22 protein-coding genes are annotated in these 16,493 nt (G+C 66.8%); 14 read left to right on the top strand and 8 right to left on the bottom strand.

Translation table 11 applies throughout. The annotated features are described in order from the left end of the window. Positions 1-394: 394 nt before the first annotated feature. Positions 395-1,294, bottom strand: coding sequence for a LysR family transcriptional regulator (locus CKO28_RS21355; protein WP_200342849.1), 900 nt, complete (start codon positions 1,292-1,294; stop codon positions 395-397). Between the two features lie 134 nt (positions 1,295-1,428). Between CKO28_RS21355 and CKO28_RS21350 the strand changes: the two genes are divergently transcribed. Genes CKO28_RS21350 through CKO28_RS21340 form a run of 3 tightly spaced genes read left to right on the top strand, consistent with a single transcriptional unit; the run spans position 1,429 to position 5,565 of the window. Then, positions 1,429-2,043 carry a glutathione S-transferase family protein gene (locus tag CKO28_RS21350; RefSeq protein ID WP_242480706.1) on the top strand — a complete coding sequence of 205 codons (615 nt, stop codon included), beginning with the start codon at positions 1,429-1,431 and terminating at the stop codon, positions 2,041-2,043. A gap of 40 nt (positions 2,044-2,083) precedes the next feature. Continuing rightward, positions 2,084-4,141, top strand: coding sequence for a pyridoxamine 5'-phosphate oxidase family protein (locus tag CKO28_RS21345; protein WP_200342848.1), 2,058 nt, complete (start codon positions 2,084-2,086; stop codon positions 4,139-4,141). 2 nt (positions 4,142-4,143) lie between these two features. Beyond that, on the top strand, positions 4,144-5,565 hold the full coding sequence (locus CKO28_RS21340; protein WP_200342847.1) for an L-lactate permease: 1,422 nt from the start codon (positions 4,144-4,146) through the stop codon (positions 5,563-5,565). A 53-nt stretch (positions 5,566-5,618) separates the two neighbouring features. Here the strand turns inward: CKO28_RS21340 and CKO28_RS21335 are convergent, their stop codons facing one another. From CKO28_RS21335 to CKO28_RS21310, 6 genes are all read right to left on the bottom strand, one after another. Continuing rightward, complete coding sequence (locus CKO28_RS21335; protein WP_200342846.1) at positions 5,619-6,320, bottom strand: MOSC domain-containing protein; 702 nt, start codon at positions 6,318-6,320, stop codon at positions 5,619-5,621. Between the two features lie 148 nt (positions 6,321-6,468). After that, positions 6,469-7,026, bottom strand: coding sequence for a glutamine amidotransferase-related protein (locus CKO28_RS21330; protein WP_242480705.1), 558 nt, complete (start codon positions 7,024-7,026; stop codon positions 6,469-6,471). Next, entirely contained in the window at positions 7,023-7,253 is a 231-nt protein-coding gene (locus tag CKO28_RS21325) for a hexameric tyrosine-coordinated heme protein (protein WP_200342845.1), read from the bottom strand. The genes CKO28_RS21330 and CKO28_RS21325 overlap by 4 nt, the downstream gene beginning before the upstream one ends. Before the next feature lie 80 nt (positions 7,254-7,333). Beyond that, positions 7,334-8,134: a hypothetical protein gene (locus CKO28_RS21320; protein WP_200342844.1), complete on the bottom strand. Its 801-nt coding sequence runs from the start codon at positions 8,132-8,134 to the stop codon at positions 7,334-7,336. 80 nt (positions 8,135-8,214) lie between these two features. Further along, on the bottom strand, positions 8,215-8,853 hold the full coding sequence (locus CKO28_RS21315) for a MarR family winged helix-turn-helix transcriptional regulator (RefSeq protein WP_200342843.1): 639 nt from the start codon (positions 8,851-8,853) through the stop codon (positions 8,215-8,217). Between the two features lie 405 nt (positions 8,854-9,258). Beyond that, positions 9,259-9,807 carry a helix-turn-helix domain-containing protein gene (locus CKO28_RS21310; RefSeq protein WP_200342842.1) on the bottom strand — a complete coding sequence of 183 codons (549 nt, stop codon included), beginning with the start codon at positions 9,805-9,807 and terminating at the stop codon, positions 9,259-9,261. Between the two features lie 97 nt (positions 9,808-9,904). On the opposite strand from CKO28_RS21310, the gene CKO28_RS21305 reads away from it, so the two are divergent. The 5 genes from CKO28_RS21305 (at position 9,905) to CKO28_RS21285 (ending at position 13,273) form a co-directional block, all read left to right on the top strand. Continuing rightward, entirely contained in the window at positions 9,905-10,624 is a 720-nt protein-coding gene (locus CKO28_RS21305) for an AzlC family ABC transporter permease (RefSeq protein ID WP_200342841.1), read from the top strand. Further along, positions 10,617-10,910 carry an AzlD domain-containing protein gene (locus tag CKO28_RS21300; protein WP_200342840.1) on the top strand — a complete coding sequence of 98 codons (294 nt, stop codon included), beginning with the start codon at positions 10,617-10,619 and terminating at the stop codon, positions 10,908-10,910. The genes CKO28_RS21305 and CKO28_RS21300 overlap by 8 nt, the downstream gene beginning before the upstream one ends. A gap of 205 nt (positions 10,911-11,115) precedes the next feature. Further along, entirely contained in the window at positions 11,116-11,670 is a 555-nt protein-coding gene (locus CKO28_RS21295) for a phosphoribosylanthranilate isomerase (protein WP_200342839.1), read from the top strand. Between the two features lie 279 nt (positions 11,671-11,949). Continuing rightward, positions 11,950-12,105 (top strand): hypothetical protein, encoded by a 156-nt coding sequence (locus CKO28_RS21290; RefSeq protein ID WP_200342838.1) that lies wholly within the window; start codon positions 11,950-11,952, stop codon positions 12,103-12,105. Between the two features lie 838 nt (positions 12,106-12,943). Further along, on the top strand, positions 12,944-13,273 hold the full coding sequence (locus CKO28_RS21285) for a DUF736 domain-containing protein (RefSeq protein ID WP_200342837.1): 330 nt from the start codon (positions 12,944-12,946) through the stop codon (positions 13,271-13,273). A gap of 90 nt (positions 13,274-13,363) precedes the next feature. Here CKO28_RS21285 and CKO28_RS21280 read toward each other — a convergent pair whose 3' ends face one another. After that, complete coding sequence (locus tag CKO28_RS21280) at positions 13,364-13,609, bottom strand: hypothetical protein (RefSeq protein WP_200342836.1); 246 nt, start codon at positions 13,607-13,609, stop codon at positions 13,364-13,366. Between CKO28_RS21280 and CKO28_RS29635 the strand changes: the two genes are divergently transcribed. The 6 genes from CKO28_RS29635 to CKO28_RS21255 all read left to right on the top strand — a co-directional run bounded on the left by CKO28_RS29635 (position 13,541) and on the right by CKO28_RS21255 (position 16,115). Beyond that, positions 13,541-13,876: a transcriptional regulator domain-containing protein gene (locus CKO28_RS29635; protein ID WP_437127647.1), complete on the top strand. Its 336-nt coding sequence runs from the start codon at positions 13,541-13,543 to the stop codon at positions 13,874-13,876. The two genes, CKO28_RS21280 and CKO28_RS29635, sit on opposite strands and share 69 nt — an antisense overlap. Beyond that, the gene (locus CKO28_RS21275) at positions 13,797-14,363 is read left to right on the top strand and encodes a DNA -binding domain-containing protein (RefSeq protein WP_200342835.1); all 567 of its coding nucleotides are present in this window, start codon (positions 13,797-13,799) and stop codon (positions 14,361-14,363) included. Before CKO28_RS29635 ends, CKO28_RS21275 begins: the two co-directional genes overlap by 80 nt. A 121-nt stretch (positions 14,364-14,484) precedes the next feature. Continuing rightward, entirely contained in the window at positions 14,485-14,703 is a 219-nt protein-coding gene (locus CKO28_RS21270; RefSeq protein WP_200342834.1) for a helix-turn-helix transcriptional regulator, read from the top strand. After that, positions 14,696-15,163 (top strand): DUF2840 domain-containing protein, encoded by a 468-nt coding sequence (locus tag CKO28_RS21265; protein ID WP_200342833.1) that lies wholly within the window; start codon positions 14,696-14,698, stop codon positions 15,161-15,163. The genes CKO28_RS21270 and CKO28_RS21265 overlap by 8 nt, the downstream gene beginning before the upstream one ends. Before the next feature lie 11 nt (positions 15,164-15,174). Next, positions 15,175-15,654, top strand: coding sequence for a S26 family signal peptidase (locus tag CKO28_RS21260; RefSeq protein ID WP_200342832.1), 480 nt, complete (start codon positions 15,175-15,177; stop codon positions 15,652-15,654). Between the two features lie 242 nt (positions 15,655-15,896). Beyond that, positions 15,897-16,115, top strand: a complete 219-nt coding sequence (locus CKO28_RS21255) for a hypothetical protein (protein WP_200342831.1) — start codon at positions 15,897-15,899, stop codon at positions 16,113-16,115. Positions 16,116-16,493 lie beyond the last annotated feature (378 nt).

Raw genomic sequence — 16,493 nt, 5'->3', positions numbered from 1 at the left:
GCGCTCGGAGGGCTTGCGCGGGTCTTTCTCATGCCGCCGGGCGGTACGCTCGCTCATGCCCGCGCGCGCGGCGGCGACGGCCTGGTTGTGATGCTTGCGTTCACGCATATAGAGTGCCTTCTGCTGGTCGGTGATGGGTCTACCGGGCAACCGCACCTCCATCGACTTGATCGACAGAGTTCTTGTTTTTCCTGCGGTCGCCCTAACGATCCGCACCGGCCAGTTTCCACCAGAAAAGACGGATCCACCGGGGCCAGCGCGATCCACAAGGCCCGGCCTCACCGACGGCCGGCCGACCTACGGCGCGCGACTGGGGGCGCGCGGTCGGCCGGCCTGTTCGGCCGGGCCTGTGGATCGCCCCGAGCCAGCCGTCACCGGTCAACGTGGCTGACGCTCACCGGCCACCGTTATTGTCGCTGAACAGTTGAACCATATGATCAATGAAAGCCCGCACCTTGGCGGATAGATGCCGGCCGTGGGGATAAACAATTGAGACATCACGGTTGTAAGCCTCAAACCTTTCGAGCAGGCGAACGAGTGCGCCGGTTTCCAGTTCTTGCTTTACGGTTGGCAGTAGACAGAGCCCGATGCCATCGCCATTGACCACGAAATCTCTTACCGGGCGTCCCGAGTTCACGCGAATTTTCGGCCGTACAGTGAGATTGAACGTGCTCCCTTCCCGCTGGAACTCGAATTGGTCGGTTGGCGTAAGCGTCGTGTTCACGATGGCATTGTGATGTTGTAGGTCTTCCGGCGTTTCCGGGGTTCCCGCGTGAGCTAGATAGGAGGGGGCCGCGCACAAGACATACCGATAATCGGCGACGCGCCGCGCAATCATGCTGCTGTCGGCAAGCCGCCCGATGCGCACCGCGACGTCGAAGCCCTCGGCGACGATGTCGACGAGCCGCTCTTCCAGCATGAGATCCACGGTGACCTGTGGGTAGCGCGTGCAGAAGTCGCGCACACAAGGGACCAGAACATCCTCGCCGAATACACGGGGGCCGCTAATCCGGAGATGGCCGCACGGCTCCCGCTGGTGCGCCTGCACGGCGGCTTCCAATTCCGCCACGCGTTCGAGCACGTCGACGCACTGTTCGTAGTACGCTCGCCCAACTTCGGTCAGGGAAACGCGGCGCGTTGTTCGGTTGAGTAGCCGGGCACCGAGATACTCTTCAAGGCGCTGGATGTGTTTACTGACCAGGGCCTTTGAGATCCCCAACTCGCGCGCGCCCGCGGAGAAGCTCCCCGTTTCGGCGACGCGCGCGAAGGCCCGCATCGCGTCCAATCGATCCATGGCACCCTTCGTCAACGGTATGTTGACAGTATTATCCTAAATAGCCGTATTGTCAACAAATACCAAATCACTCACCTTCACCAAGCACGGCGCCAAGCACGGCGCTTTGATCATTCAAGTACGAGAGGTGAGTCATGTTGACGCTTCATCGCCACGCCTTGTCCGGTCATTCGCATCGCGTACAGCTCTTTCTATCCCTGACCGGGCTCGCGCACGAAATCGTCGAGGTCGATCTCCCAAACGGGGCCCACGAACAGTCCGACTTTCTGCAGAAGAGTCTGTTCGGGCAGGTCCCGGTCCTGGAGGACGGCGATGTCACGATCGCCGATTCCAACGCGATACTGGTGTATCTCGCGCGACGCTATGCCAATCCGGAATGGTGTCCCGTGGAACCGGAAACGGCGGCCCAGGTCCAGCGCTGGCTGTCGGTGGCCGCCGGTGAACTGAAGCAGGGCCCGGCCGACGCCCGGCTTGTGACCGTGCTTGGCGCCAAGCTCGATCATGCCCGCGCCAAGGCGATCGCGCAGGAGTTGTTCGGCGTGCTCGATGGCTATCTCGGTGGCAGGAGCTGGCTGGCCGCCGACCGTCCCACCATCGCCGACGTCGCCTGCTACACGTACACGGCGCACGCACCTGAGGGCGAGGTCTCGCTGACACCGTACCCGAACATCCGCGACTGGTTGCGCCGGTTGGAGAGCCTGGACGGGTTCGTGGCCATGCAGCCGACGGCCGTCGGTTACGCAGCCTGATGAAGCCCGAGGCGCCTCACGGGCCCAAGGAGCGCAAATTATGACGGGATCGAGCGGATCGCCGTTTCACCAGGGCGAGCGCTGGGTGCAAGCGCGTGTCGGTGTGCGTGAGGACACGGAACACGTCGGCCAATCACTGGTGCGGCCGCAAATGACCGCGGAACACCAGGCGTTTTTCGAAAACTTGCCGTTCGTTGCGGTCGGCTCGGTGGATCCAGACGCGCGCGTGTGGGCATCGGTCATGGTGGGCCGGCCCGGCTTCATCGACGCCCACGACCCAACCCGGCTGACCATCCAGACGCCGGCCCGCCAGGACGACCCCTTTTTCGCAGGTCTCAAGACCGGGCATCCGATTGGACTCCTTGGGATCGATCTGGAAACCCGTCGGCGCAATCGCGTCAACGGACAGGTCACGCACTGGAGCGAGACTCTGGAGATCGCGGTGACCCAAGCTTACGGAAACTGTCCGAAGTATATCCAGCGCCGCCAGCCCGAATTCGGCCAGGACCCCGAACATGCGCAACCGACGGGGAGGCTAGGCCTGGACCGTCTCGATCATTCGGCGCGCGACTGGATCAGGACGGCAGATACCTTCTTCATTGCCAGCGTCGGCCCTGGCACCGATGCTGGCGCAACGTCGAGCGCGGACGTTTCGCACCGTGGTGGACGGCCTGGCTTCGTGCGGATTGAGGACGACCGCCATCTCCTGGTCCCGGACTACGCTGGGAACAACTTCTTCAACACGCTTGGTAACCTGGTCGAGGACCCGCGCGCAGGCATCACCTTCGTGGACTTCGAGTCTGGGGACCTCCTGCAGCTAACGGGCGATGTCGAGATCATTTGGGATGGTCCCGAGGTCCGGGCTTTCAAGGGGGCGCAACGGGCATGGCGCTTGCGGATCGAGGGGGGCGTGCGTCTGAGCCAAGCGGTGCCCTTGCGCTCGACCTATCTCGACGCCGCCCCGACCACACTCGCCACCGGGACGTGGAGCGAGGCTGCGCCCTATCTGGCGGACGCGCGCGCCCGGGCCGCCTGGCGGACCTACCAGATCACGGACGTGGCGGACGAAAGCGAAACCGTCCGGTCGTTCTATCTTAGGCCGGCGGATGGCGGACAACTCCCGCCGTTCCTGGCAGGCCAGCATCTGCCGGTGCGGGTTGCTCCAGGCCAAGGCGCCCAGCGGGTCATCCGCCGGTACACGATCTCGACTGCGCCGGCCGACAACCGCATGCGAATTTCCGTGAAACGCGATCCGTCGGGGCACGGGTCGAAAACTCTCCATGACCACTATGAACCTGGCGACAGTCTCGACGCGCAGGCACCAAACGGTCGGTTCACCCTAGATACCGAAACAGGCCGCCCGCTCGTTCTGGTTTCGGCTGGGATTGGGGCGACGCCGATGGTGTCCATGCTTCGTCAGGTTGTCGCCGATGGGCTGGCTGGTCGAGGCCGCCGCCAAGTCTGGTTTTTCCACGGCGATCGCACGAGCAAGGTGCGTCCGTTCCATGCCGAGGTGAAAGCGCTCGAAGAGGCCGTCGATTGGGTTCGAACGCATTTCCGGCTCTCGCGTCCAGGGCCGTATGACCGAAGAGGGCGGGACTACGACGCGCCTGGCCATCTCACCGTTGAGTCCGTGAAAACACTTCTTCCGCCAAGTCCTTTCGACGTCTACCTGTGCGGCCCGCGTAGTTTCATGCAGGCGTTCTACGATGGTCTGCGCGAGATCGACGTGCCGGACAAACGGATCTTCACAGAGTCCTTCGGCGCACACGACATCCACCGCCGGCCTGACGGCGACGACATGGATCGCGGCGAGGCCCAGCAAGCGCGTGTCGTGTTCCAACGCAGCGACAAGCAGGTCGATTGGCGGCCTGAAAGCGGTAGCCTTCTCGACCTGGCGGAAGCAGCGGGTGTCGCGTTGCCAGCCGATTGCCGCCGCGGCGAGTGCAGTACCTGCGCAACGCGGCTGATCGACGGCGAGGTGCACTATCGCCGTCGGCCGACTGCAGCCGTCGGTCCGGATGAGGTGCTCACCTGCAGTGCGGTCCCGCGCGCACGCGATTGCGGCACGCTGCCCCAAGTGACGCTCGACGTGTAGCGATGAGCGCACTGGTCGCGGCCGTCCCGCTTCTGACCGTCGGTGTTGCGGTACTGGGGTTCAGGCGCACGCCTTTGGAAGCTGGGGCGCTTGGGACCATCGCCGCGGTCGCGGTGGTCGCGGCGATGCGGACCCAGGCCATCGCGATCGGCTCCGTGTTGGCTGGAACGACGATCCTGGCGGCCAGTGCTGGGTGCGTCCTGTTGCCGGGCCTGATGTTCCTGCAGATCAGCCAGCGCCGGGGTGCGGCGGCCGCACTCGCGGAGTGGATGCAGGCGATCCCGGCGCCCGCGCCGGCCAAGGCCGCAATCCTGGTGGTCGGGCTGGCCCCGTTCGTGGAATCCCTAACCGGCTTCGGCGTCTGCTTGGTCGTGGTTATTCCGGCTGCGCTGGCTTTTCTGCCGCGCGAAACGGCGCTTAAAACAGCGTTGGTCAGCGTCAACGTGATGCCGTGGGGCACCCTTGGCCTCGCGACTTTGGTCGGAGCAGGAATCGCTGGGGTACCGGCCAATGTGCTCGGGCTGACGTCAGCCTTTACGAGCGCTCCGGTTTTCCCTGCAGCGGCTGTCGTCGCGACCGGCTTGGCGTCGGGTTGGCAGTTGGGTTGGCAAATTCTCGGGGCCGTATTGGGCATAACTTTCGTCGGGCTTATCGTCGCCGCAAATGCCATCCTCGGCCCCGCCATCGCCGGCGTAGCGGCTGGCGGTGGCGCTATGGGCGTTGGCCTGTGCGCGCTGCGCCTCGCCGGCTGGCGCTTGCCGCGGCTGCCAACTGGGGCCTGGCCCTTTGCCGTCCTGATCATCCTGGCGGGTCTTCACCGTATTCTTCTGCAAGTCGTGCCAACGGCAAGCTCGTTCGAGATCGGCGGCGGTGGGGTGACCTGGGAACCTCTGACGTCGCCTGGTTTGGCGCTTCTTACCGCGATGTTGCTCACCGCCCGCTACGGATCTGTCGGCGCCGATCTCACCGCGGGTGTGCATCGCGCTGTCAAGCCCGTCTGCGCGCTGACCCTGTTTCTCCTGCTGGCTCAGATCATGAACCACGCCGGACTGATCCAGGAGCTGGCACGCGTGGGCCACCGATTATCAGGCGGCTTCGATTTGGCGGTCACGGCCGCTGCTGGTGCCGTTTCCGGCTATGTCTCGGGGTCCAACGTGGCGGGCAACGCCCTTTTGATGGGGTCGGCACAGGCGTTCGGCGCCGACGCCGGCGCTGGCGTCGTGTTCGCGGCGGTGCAAAACAGTGCAGCCGGCCACGCCGTTCTCGCATCCGGTCCAATCGTCGCCATGCTGGCCGGTCTGGCGCAGGCTACTGCGCCGGAACAAACACGGGTTCTTCGCTTCGGGCTTTGGATGGCGGCGTTAAATGCGCTCCTCATCTGGCTTGCTGGAAGTGTCGCCAGCGGGGTGGGTGCACTCGGATGATTGTTTTGCACAATTTCCGCTCCATTGACCCGAAGCCGACCAGGAGCTCGGGGTCAAAGGCGCCCTGGCGTGGTGAGACGGCGCGTCCAATCTTCGATGTCCTGGCGCTCGAGGCGGCTACGGGCGAGAGCACGCCAGGACTCGGCGAGATTTGGCAACTGCGCCATCGCGGCCAGCGCGTCGGCGTTCAGCATGTCCCGGTAGAGAATGTCCAGTAGTCTCGTCAGCGGCCATGCTGGGTTCGGTCGGTGAACGAGAAACAAGCGGTCGCCGGGTGTCACGAAGCCCGGGGACAGCACACGGTAGTACCAACCCGTGCGGCCGGTCGCCTGAACCCGCCGCGCCATATCGTTCGTCCCGAAACGCAGGTTGAGGCGCCAGCAGGGCTGGCGGCCCTGGGCCACCTGCACGCGGGCGGTGCCGAGTTCGAACACGTCGCCGATGCACACGCCAGCTTCGTCGAGGCCGGTCGTCGACAGGTTTTCCCCGAAGCCACCTGGCTCCGGGACCAGCGATGGCAGCTCGGGCATCTCCTGTCGCCATGCCGCGTAGTGCTCCGCTGGATAGTGGTGCAGGGCTTTCTCCGGTCCGCCGTGGCGTTTCGTGTCGCCCTGGCCGTCGCCGGCGAGGCCGGTCTCCGTCACGAAGACCGGGCCGGCGCAGGGGGTCTTATGGATGCCGCTCGGCTCGCCGTTCGGGCCGAAGGCGACCGGACGGCCCACGAGCACGGCGTCCACCGTCAGGTCGACCGTCATAGTCCGATCTCCGAGAACCAGGTTTCGAAGCAGCGGCGGCTCTGCTCGGCAAGCGCGGGGAAGTGGCGCCGGGTGTCGGCGCGCAGGCCGGCCACGTCGATCCCTGGCGTGGTGCCGATCTCGACCGTGTGGCCGATCAGCCAGCGCTCTATGTCCGGGCCGTGCGCCTCCAGATGGAACTGCAGCGCCAGGACGTTATGGCCGTAGCTGAACGCCTGTTCTGGCAGATCTCGGTTGCGGCGAGGTGCGTGACGCCACTCGGCAGGTCGAAGGTGTCGCCGTGCCAGTGCAGCACGCTGGTCCCCTCGCCAAGCGGCGCCAGACAGCTCGCTTGGCCGGCTTCGGTCAGCTCTACGGGGGCCCAGCCAATCTCCTTGGCCGGTGCTGGATAGCAGGCGGCTCCCAGAGCACGCGCGATCAACTGAGCGCCCAGGCAGATGCCGAGCGTCGGGCGCCCTGCCGCCAGCCGGCGTTCGATCAGCCGGAGCTCGTCCGCCAGCCACGGATAGGCCGCGTCGTCGGTCGCACCGATCGGGCCCCCGAGGACGACCAGCATGTCGTTGCCCAGCGGATCGACCGCAGCCAGATCGTCAACCCCGGCATCCAGCGTGCGCGCCGCGATGCCGCGCTCGGCGAGCAAAGGGGCGAGGAGGCCGAGGTCTTCGAAGGCGACGTGGCGGAGTGCGAGCGCGGTCTGACCAGTCATGACTTCCGCCAGTAGCTGTTGGCCGCCGCGATCGTGGCGAAGTTGACCGCGACCACGTGCGAGACCGCGATCAGGGCGTCGGCATCGTTGGCGTAGTCGGCGCGCAGCGCTTCGCGCGCTTCGGCGTCGGACTGGGTTTTCTTGACCGCGACCCGGGCCAGCTTGATCGCGAGCTCGTAGGCGTCTTCGGGCGTCTCGGTCTGAAGCGTCGGGAGCCATTCAGTCATCGGAAACCTCTGGCGCGGGCAATTCGGGTGGACCGGGGAACGCCGGCGGCGGTGCTGGGACCGCCGCCGGCAGGCCTGGATCAGTATGTAACTTGCCCAGGCAGACTGAGGTCGCCAGAGGCGACGTCGAACGTCCCCGCGATGCACAGGAAGGGCTTGTGCAGGTTCCCGTTGACCTTGAGGCCGGAGGTGACGCCGTCGAACGCCATTCCCCGGACCGGCCCGATCTCTTCGAACGGCACCCGCACCTCGACCGTGTCGCCAGCAAAGGTCGGGTCCCAGCCGGGGCTGTCGATCAGGATTGGAAGGCCGGGCCAAGTCTTGGGCAAGTCCGGGCTCGCCCCCTCGGGGATGTCCTTCACCTTCAGTGCGTCGGGGCCGCACTCCGGCGCGGGACCGAGCACGACCCAGTGGCTGTGCCAGGTGGCCCCGTCGTTGCCGCGCCGGCCGTCGCCGTTCTCGTCGAACAGTGGCGTGTCGTCGAAGTCTGGGTGCGCGGTCACCGCCAGCGCCAGGATGCCGGCATTTTGAGGAAAGCCGACCTTGGATGGGTCGAGGGTCGTCGGCCAGACGTAGGCGTAAACGTCCGAGCCCGCGGTTTCGCCGGTCGGCGCCGGTTTCACCGCGCCGGCCTCCCCGGCCACGGCCATGTGGAACACGGCCGTGTTGCCGTCGGTGGCGATCTTTGCGTGGACAACGTCGAAGCTGGCGCGCTCGGCGTTGCCGCGTTCGGCCTGGATGCCGCCCGCGTGAGGGTCGGCGGCCTGCTCGCCGCCGGCGGTGGCGCAGGAGGTGCTGGCGAAGAGCGCCGCCGGCATCATAAGGGACCAAAGCGCACCGCGGGCGCGGCGGGCTTGGTTCGTCACGGGAGAGCGTGTCATGTTCACGCGCTTCCTTTCTTTGGCGAGAGAGGTGGCAAAGTCGAGCGTCCGGCCCGTGGCCGCGGGCCGGGCGCTCCCGTCTACCCGGCCGGCGGCGTGCCGGCCCGGAAGCGGCTCCATATGTCCCGCCGGTCGGCTGCGTCGGCCTCCTCCTGGTCGGGACAGTCGAACAGCAGCGTCGCGTCGCCGAACGGCTGGTCGACGAAGGCGCAATGGTGCGGGGCGCGGGCGTCGGCGTGCGCGTTGGGCCGAAAGAAGCGGCAGGTGACGCACATCCGCTGCGGGGCGATCTCGCCCGCGATTTGCAGGTCGCGGATAATCGCGGCCAGCGTGCGCTTGAAGGCGGCCCGCTCGCCCGCCTCCAAGCGGTCGATCGCGCGGCTCAGGCCGGGCGGGACCCGGTCCCGCTCGGCGGCGACAGTGGCACCCTCGGGAGTTAGCGCTATCCGCATGGCCCGCCCGTCGTCCGGATCGCGTTCCTTGGCGACCAGGCCGCGCCGGACCAGGGTGGAGACCACCTCGCTCATCGTCGCGTGGCGCGTGCCCAACTGTCGGGCGAGCGCCTGAACCCGTGCCGGGCCGTTTCGGTGTAGGGCCGTCAGGACCCCAACCTGCGTCGGCGTCAGCGCCTCCGTCTGCTCCCCGCGCCACTGCGCGTTGCGCAGGTAAAGGCCCAACTGGCCCAAGGCGTGCGCAATCTGGGTACAGTCCGTGCTCATCCCTTATTGTATAGGATGCCGATATATTTTGGTCAAGCCGCTATCGAGGCAGCGCCGTCACTCACACCGACCCGGAAAGGTCAACCAACACGGAAAAGCCGTGGCGTGCATGTAAGGCCAATTGGTGCCGCAAGGGAAAAGAAGGCGAAAGCCCAGGCACGTTCACAGATTGAAGGGCCGACAGTGACAAGCGGCCGCTTTGGCCAGATGCTGCCGGTGAGGGTCGCAGCATCGAAGTCAGGAGTACCCTCGACACCGGAGGACGACGTCGAAAGAAGGCACTTCGGGACCTGCCCCACAGCCGCCTTTACACTAGCTTGCGAGGCGCACCAGCAATGTTTGCGGGTGTGCCCAGGCGCACCCGGGCTCGTGCCCTCGTTTCGCGCGCACAGCCCCCGCGGCCGTTCAGCCCGTCGCATCCATCACGAGCAACAGCCGCGCCGGCCTGTCCGTTGTGGCGTAACGGTGCCGGACATCGGCCGGAAAGTGGTAGTAGTCGCCGGGGCCGAGCCGAGCGATGGCGTCCGTCGGTCCGATGTCCGCGTAACCGTCGAGCAGCAGTGCATGTTCCATGGTGCCCGAGGGATGCGGCTCGGCCGTGCGGATTGCGCCGGCGTCGAGCGCCACGAGGTAGAGATCGCGGCGGCGTCCCGGCACCCCTGCCGACAACAAACTAGCGGCGAACGCACTGCCCTCCGCTTGCACCACTGGAGCCTGCCCCGCCCGGATCAACTGCGGCTGCTTGTCTGGGGCCTCGAACAGGAAACTAAAAGGGACGCCGAGCGCTCCAGCGATTGCCCAGAGCGTCTCGACCCCTGGGTTCCCTTGGCCCGCCTCAAGCTGCGACAGCGTTGATTTAGACAGCCCCGCTTGAGCCGCCAAGCCGGACAGACTGAGCCCGGCCCGGTTCCGCTCGCGGCGGATCGCGCTGGCGATGACGGTCGATGGGGTCATGAGGCGTTCTCTTCGGTGAACATCGTTCGAATTGACGAACGACTGTTGGTCTCGTTAGTTATATCGAACATCGTTCGCTGTGCCATGGAGGAATGTCGTGCTGTCAAACGCATCCGATCGCTGGCACACCGAGTTGTGGGCTGGCCAGCGTGACATCCTACCCCTAGCCCTCGGGGTCGCGACCTATGGTCTGGCATTTGGGGTGTTGGCCGCGCAGGCGGATTTCGGGGTGTTTGCAACGGCCGTGATGGGGACGACGGTGTTCGCCGGCTCGGCCCAGATCATGGCCGTGCAGCAACTGGTCGCCGGTGCTGGGGTCGGGGCCGCCGTCGTGGCTGGAGCGGCGCTGAACCTGCGGCTGCTGCTGGTGACCGCCTCGCTGCGTCAGGAGCTTCGCGGCCGGCCGGCTTGGCAGATCTTGTTGGGCCTGCATTTGGCAACGGACGAGAATTGGGCGCTGCTGCACGCCACCCGGGTCGCTGGACGGCCGGCGGGCTACTGGTTTCTGGTGGGCGGCGGGCTGGTCCTGCTCGCGGTCTGGGTAGTGACGACCGCCACGGCGGCCGCCTTCGCCCAGCTTATCCCGGACCCGGACGCGCTCGGCCTGGGCTTCGCCTTCACCGCGGCGTTCGTCGCGATTCTACGCAACCTCTGGCGCGGCCTGGGCGACGTCGGGCCCTGGGGAGTCTCAATCGCCACGACCGCGGGTCTGATCTGGCTGACCAGTCTGCCGCCGGCCTGGGCACTCGTTGTAGCCGGGATCGCCGGGGCCGCGACGGCGGCTGTTACCGGCGGGGGCGGACACGCCGATGACTGAGGCGGTTTCGCTGATCGCCGGGCTGGCCGGCCTGACTTTCGCAATCCGGCTGGCAGGCTATCTGGCGGGCGCGCACCTGCCGGCAACGGGGCGTTGGGCCCGGGCTTTTGACGCGCTGCCCGGCTGCCTGATAGCGGCCTTGGTCACGCTGCTTCTGGCCGAGGCCGGGCGCATCGAAGGCGTCGCGGCGGTCGTCGCGTTTACCGTCGCGGCCGCCACGCGCAGCTTGCCGGTCACGATGATCGCCGGGATCGCGACCGTGGCCGGCCTGCAAGCGGTGGTTTAGAGCGCGATCGCTAAAGCTTCAGCAACTTCAGCTTCCTCGGTCAGGGCCGGATGCACAAGCTATTGAGAGGTCACGTCTAGCGCGGGGTCGAAAGTCCCAAGCAAACTCGCGGCCACGTCGTGCCTACCGGCCCTCAGGGAACGTCTTTCCGCTGGAGCGGCGCCTGTGGCTGGATGTCCTTACATGCCTATATGATCCCGGGCTCGTGGCTGTCGCGCTGAGCGCCGCGCTCGGCGAGCGGTTCCCGAAGCCGGCGCGGTACACCGTTCTGCTGACCGCGCGTAGACGGGCACGCGACATCGCGAGTCATGCCGAGCGCACCGGTGTCAACGCGGTGCAGGTGGTCAATCACATCGAGCCTTACGAGGCGGCGCGCCTTGCGGAGCTGCTGCCGCCCTCAGTGCGTTACATCCAAGTCGTGCACGTCGATGGGGCGGACGCCCTCGATCGGCCCCGTCTCTACGCGCCTTACGTCGATGCGTTCCTGCTGGATTCCGGGCGGCCTGCGGCGCCGACGCCCGAACTGGGCGGCACCGGACAAACGCATGATTGGTCCGTCAGCGCGCGAATCGTCGAGCAGGCGACGCGACCCGTCTTCCTGGCCGGCGGCTTACGGGCCTGCAATGTGGCCGCAGCGATCCGGCAAGTGAGGCCCTATGCCCTGGACGTGTGCACCGGTGTGCGCACGTCGGACGTTCTAGACCCGAGCAAGCTGAACGCCTTCATGCGCGAGGTGCACGAGATGTCGTCATCTGCATGACTCGACGCCGAACTTCCGGGAAGGGCGCGGCACCGATGGGTCCTGGGGTTAGCGTCAAGGTCGTCGGCTTCGACGCAGACGGTACGCTTTGGCGACATATTAACTTCATCGCGTCGGCCATCGACGCGTTCGTGTGTCTGATCGATGCAGATCTTCACAATGACGCACTGCGTCGGCGGCTCGTCGCGATGACAGAGGCGAACCTCGCATACTATGAATTCGGGGCGAAGAGGCCGCACTGTCCATGATCGACACCGCGCTGGATACGGCCGCAATGCGGTGAGCGGCAACGCCGTTCCCGTCCTAATCGGTCTCGCGAACAACCTGATGCGCCATCCGATCGAGCTGATCCAGGGGTTGGCGCGGGTTCTGGCGGACCTCTCGGAAGCCTTCACGCTCATCCTGATTTCCAAGGACGGCGGCGCTCGATACTAGCCTTTACGCCAGGTAGACTCGATGGCCGAGGCAATTCATCGCTGGGCAGGGGTGCAAACCGGCGTGACGCCGAGGTTCCTCGCCTGCCGGGTGCTCTCCGGTCTCCGTAAGTGCGTCAAAGGGTGTGCGCGCACCCCACACACGCTGGAAGGGCGGCGTGTTCCGGCCACGGTGCGGCCGGTCTGCGAAAAATTTCGGCCACGGGCCCGAGGGGGCGGGGCCGCAGGCATATAGCCGACAAGCGGGATCGTGGATCGCTGACATCGACCGCGGTGCATCCTGTTCGGCGCCACTCCGAGATCGGTGATCGCGACTGAAACCGTGCCTTGCGCGGGCGGAGCAGGCGAGGTGGACGCTGGCATGCTGGCCTTGCCGACCCGGTTCCAGCCGCACGGATCGCCGGGCTGGCGGGCCCTGTGACGACGGCATCCGGCCGGGCGTCGCTCTCCTTGGCACTGGTGGCGTGGCAAGCGGTCAGCGGTGCGGTTTCGGGGCACCGGGCGCGTGGAGCTGCCGTCCGCCGGCGCGCGTCCGTCACGGTCTGGTGCGGTCCCGCGGCCATCCGTCTCCCGTTTTCGTGGCCGGCCAAGGCGCCCACCGCTCTGCTTCTGCTCTTTGGACCTATGGCGGCCGGCGGCCGTCCGAAACCGGCTGTCCGGGCTTTTTTCCCCGCCGCTGACGCGGCTCCTCGCGGCCGCTTCGCTGCAAAAAAGCCCGGCCTGCCGGTCCTCCGCTGGCGCTGCGGCCCTGCGGGTTCGGCCGGCCACCGCCCGCCATGGCCGGTCCCGCGTCAGCAGGGCGATGGGCGCCCTCGCGACAGCCACCAGGAGACGGAAAGATGGCACAGGCCCTTGGATACGTGACGAAGACCGAGACCGGCGGATACGAAGGCACGCTCGCGATGATGACCCTGAAGAAGCGCATCCGCATCCTGCCCAACCCCGCCAAGGAGAGCGACGGCCAGCCCGACTACCGGGTCTACACCGAGGACCGCGTGGAGATCGGCGGCGGCTGGAACCGGGTCGGCAAGACCAGCGGCAGCGCCTACGTCTCGCTGACCTTCTCCGCCCCGGAGCTCGGCCCCAACCGGATCTTCGCCAATCTGGGGCGAGCCGCGGGCCAGGACGATCCCGAGGTGATGGCGATCCTCTGGAACCCGCGCGGCTAGCGCACCGCCTTCGGCCCCGCGCCCTCGGGCGCGGGGCCTCCTTTTGGAGCCCAAACGTAACGCGCGTTCGCCCCCGTTTGATCACAGCCGCTACCCATTTCGAGCGATATCTTCGTCGCTGGATTGAAAAACAGACCACGCTTGCATGCAGGCGTACGACACGGCACGCGCGAAGCAGGGGCGCGCGCCGAGCGCCATCCGGAGGGGGAAGATGAGCTTGCGGCGCTGAGCGCGCCGGCCGTCCTGGTCCAGGACGAGGTGGATGCGATGACGGCCGACGACAGCGCCGCGAACGGCGGCATTGGAAACCGGCGCGCCTACGACGACGTGCGGCATCTGACGCGCTCCCGGCTCGCCTGGGAGTATCTCCGGCGCAATCAAGCTTACCTCGACGCCTGTAGATGCGCCGGCGGCGAGGCGCCGCGGCGCCGCCGCCTGGCCGACGGCACGCGGGTGCTGGCCCTTCGCCACCGGCAGCCCGAGGCGGAGGCCTGGGGCCTGTCCATGTTTCACCGATCCAAGCGTGCCGGCGCTGCGGGCCGAGGTCTTCTGGCGGGTCGAGGACTACCAGCGGGTGTTGTCCGCTTACGTCCGCCAGCGTGACGCGCCGGGTTTCGGCAGCGTGGTCGCGCTGGGCGATCTGCGCTGCCGCAAGACGCTGCTGCGGATGCCCGACGGCACGCAGCACCTGCTTCTAAGCGACCGCAAGCGCGTCGTTCAGCTGCAGTGCGTGGGGGCTGAGATCGGCGACGATCCCTTCGCGCTGGAGATCGTGATCGACCGGTTTCCAGACGTCGAGCACCGGCTTCAGCTGATCAAGCAGCTCGCCGATCTCTACCGGCGGCGCCGGGTCGGCGACCGAACGGGCGGCTGGACGGTCGAGGCGATGCGCCATCGCGACGCCCTGATGGCGCTCGATCTGCGTCGCCAGGGCCGCTCGTATCGCGAGATCGCGACTATCCTCTACGGCGAAGACGCGGTCCGGGAGCGCTGGTCGAGCCCCGATCAGACCATGAAGAACCGGGTTATCCGCAGCGTCAAACGCGGCCTGCGGCTGTCGGCCGGCGACTACCGCGCGCTGCTGACGTGAACCGTCTCGGCGGGTGCCACGGTATCGGTGGCTGCAACGTTCGCGAACGATACTGCCGGCCGGGATCGGGCTGGCCGAGACTGCCTCCGGATAGCCGAGACGTTCTGAAACCGGAGGCGACATGACCGACCAATCCCCGATGCCGGCCGGCGACGGCCCGTTCCTGACCACCCGCGAGGCCGCGCGGTTCCTCAAGCTCCAGCCCAACACGCTGGAGAAGATGCGGGTCTACGGCGGCGGTCCGCAGTACCGCAAGCACGGCCGCCACGTGCGCTACCACATCGACGAGCTGACCGCCTGGTCGGATCGGCGCAGGCGGGACATGACGGGCGATGTGTGAGCTCTTCACGCGGGTCGAGATCGCTTTCTATCCCGAGCACCTGAACCACTGGCTGCGTTTCGGGACGCCGGACGTCGAGCATCGGCTCGACCGCCGGCGGGCGCTCGCGTTCTTTCGGCCGGGGCGTCTCTTCGGCTACGTGCGCTGGTCGGCGAACGCTTACGGTACGCAGGCTTGGCGGCTTTCGATCGTCCGCAGCGCGAGCCCGGGTGAAGATGTTCGGTGCATCGATGGGGTTGCGCCGGGCGGTATTGTGCTGCTGTTCGCCGTCGGCAAGGCGCGGGTCGAGCGCGCCCTGCAGCAGATCGATGTGCTGGAGACGGATGGCTTCGATCCGGCCGAAGTGTCGCCGGCGTATTTCCGGCACCTGCACAACCGCATCGCCGCCGGCCAGCCGGTTCGCGCCTACACGTCCGCCCAGCATGCGGCTCATCGCGCCGCGCAGGTGGTCCCGAAATGAGCCGTTTTGTCGTGGCCGCGGCCGCGGTTTCAATGATCGCGCTGGGCGTCGGATCAACCGCCAACCTGCCGACCAAGATCGTCTACAATGGCTCGCCGAGCTCGCCGATCGGGCTCTACTTGATCGATCGGGCGCCCATCGAACGCCGCGATTTCGCCCTCGTCCGCGTGCCGAAACGGGTTCGAGATCTCGTCGAGGCACGAGGTTATTTGGCTCCGGCGGTGCCGCTGATCAAGCGTGTCGTCGGCGTCGACGGCGACCGAATTTGTCGGCGCGATGGCCGGATTTCGATCAACGGAGCGGTCGTTGCGAGCGTCCAGGACCTGGATGCGATGGGGCGTCCGCTGCCCGAATGGCGGGGCTGTCATATCCTCACGCGACGCACCGTTTTCCTGCTGCAGGACCATCCGCGGTCGTTCGATGGCCGCTACTTCGGGCCCGTCGACCGACGCCAGATCCTGGGCCGGGCCCGGCTGATCATCGGCTGGTGATATGGGCACGGTCCGAGCTGATCCAGCGAGAAAGTGTGATGGAAGCGGAGAAGGGCATGAAGAGACGGGAGGGCAAGATAAAAGGACTGGCGCCAATCGCGCCTAAGGTCCTGTCTGCACATCTCTTTTCTGGCGCCATGCGGGGATATGGCGACTCCCCGGCCTGGCGTAACCCCTGGATTCAACAGGACTTTTCATGATGTTGTCTTGCATCCAGCCGGCTCCGAGCTGATCTGCGCGGCATGGCGAAAGACGGGGATGATCGCTTCGAGCCGAAGCTCGGCCGGATCCGCGCGCGCGGTGGCCGCACCGGCAAGACCTATCTGCAGCGGGTCCTGCATGCGGCGAGCCTGGCCGGGCCCGGCATCGGTCAAGCCGGCCGCTCGGCCTTCAGCGGCACCCGGATCGGGCGCGGCTGTTCTGCGACAACAACGGTGGCCGGTGAGCGTCAGCCACGTTGACCGGTGACGGCTGGCTCGGGGCGATCCACAGGCCCGGCCGAACAGGCCGGCCGACCGCGCGCCCCCAGTCGCGCGCCGTAGGTCGGCCGGCCGTCGGTGAGGCCGGGCCTTGTGGATCGCGCTGGCCCCGGTGGATCCGTCTTTTCGGGTGGAAACTGGCCGGTGCGGATCGTTAGGGCGACCGCAGGAAAAACAAGAACTCTGTCGATCAAGTCGATGGAGGTGCGGTTGCCCGGTAGACCCATCACCGACCAGCAGAAGGCACTCTATATGCGTGAACGCAAGCATCACAACCAGGCCGTCGCCGCCGCGCGCGCGGGCATGAGCGAGCGTACCGCCCGGCGGCATGAGAAAGACCCGCGCAAGCCCTCCGAGCGC

Source organism: Rhodovibrio sodomensis (genome assembly GCF_016583645.1).
Classification (GTDB): Bacteria; Pseudomonadota; Alphaproteobacteria; order Kiloniellales; family Rhodovibrionaceae; genus Rhodovibrio; species Rhodovibrio sodomensis.
Note: the sequence above shows the minus strand (reverse complement) of the source record. Positions and strands in the feature narration are given on the sequence as shown.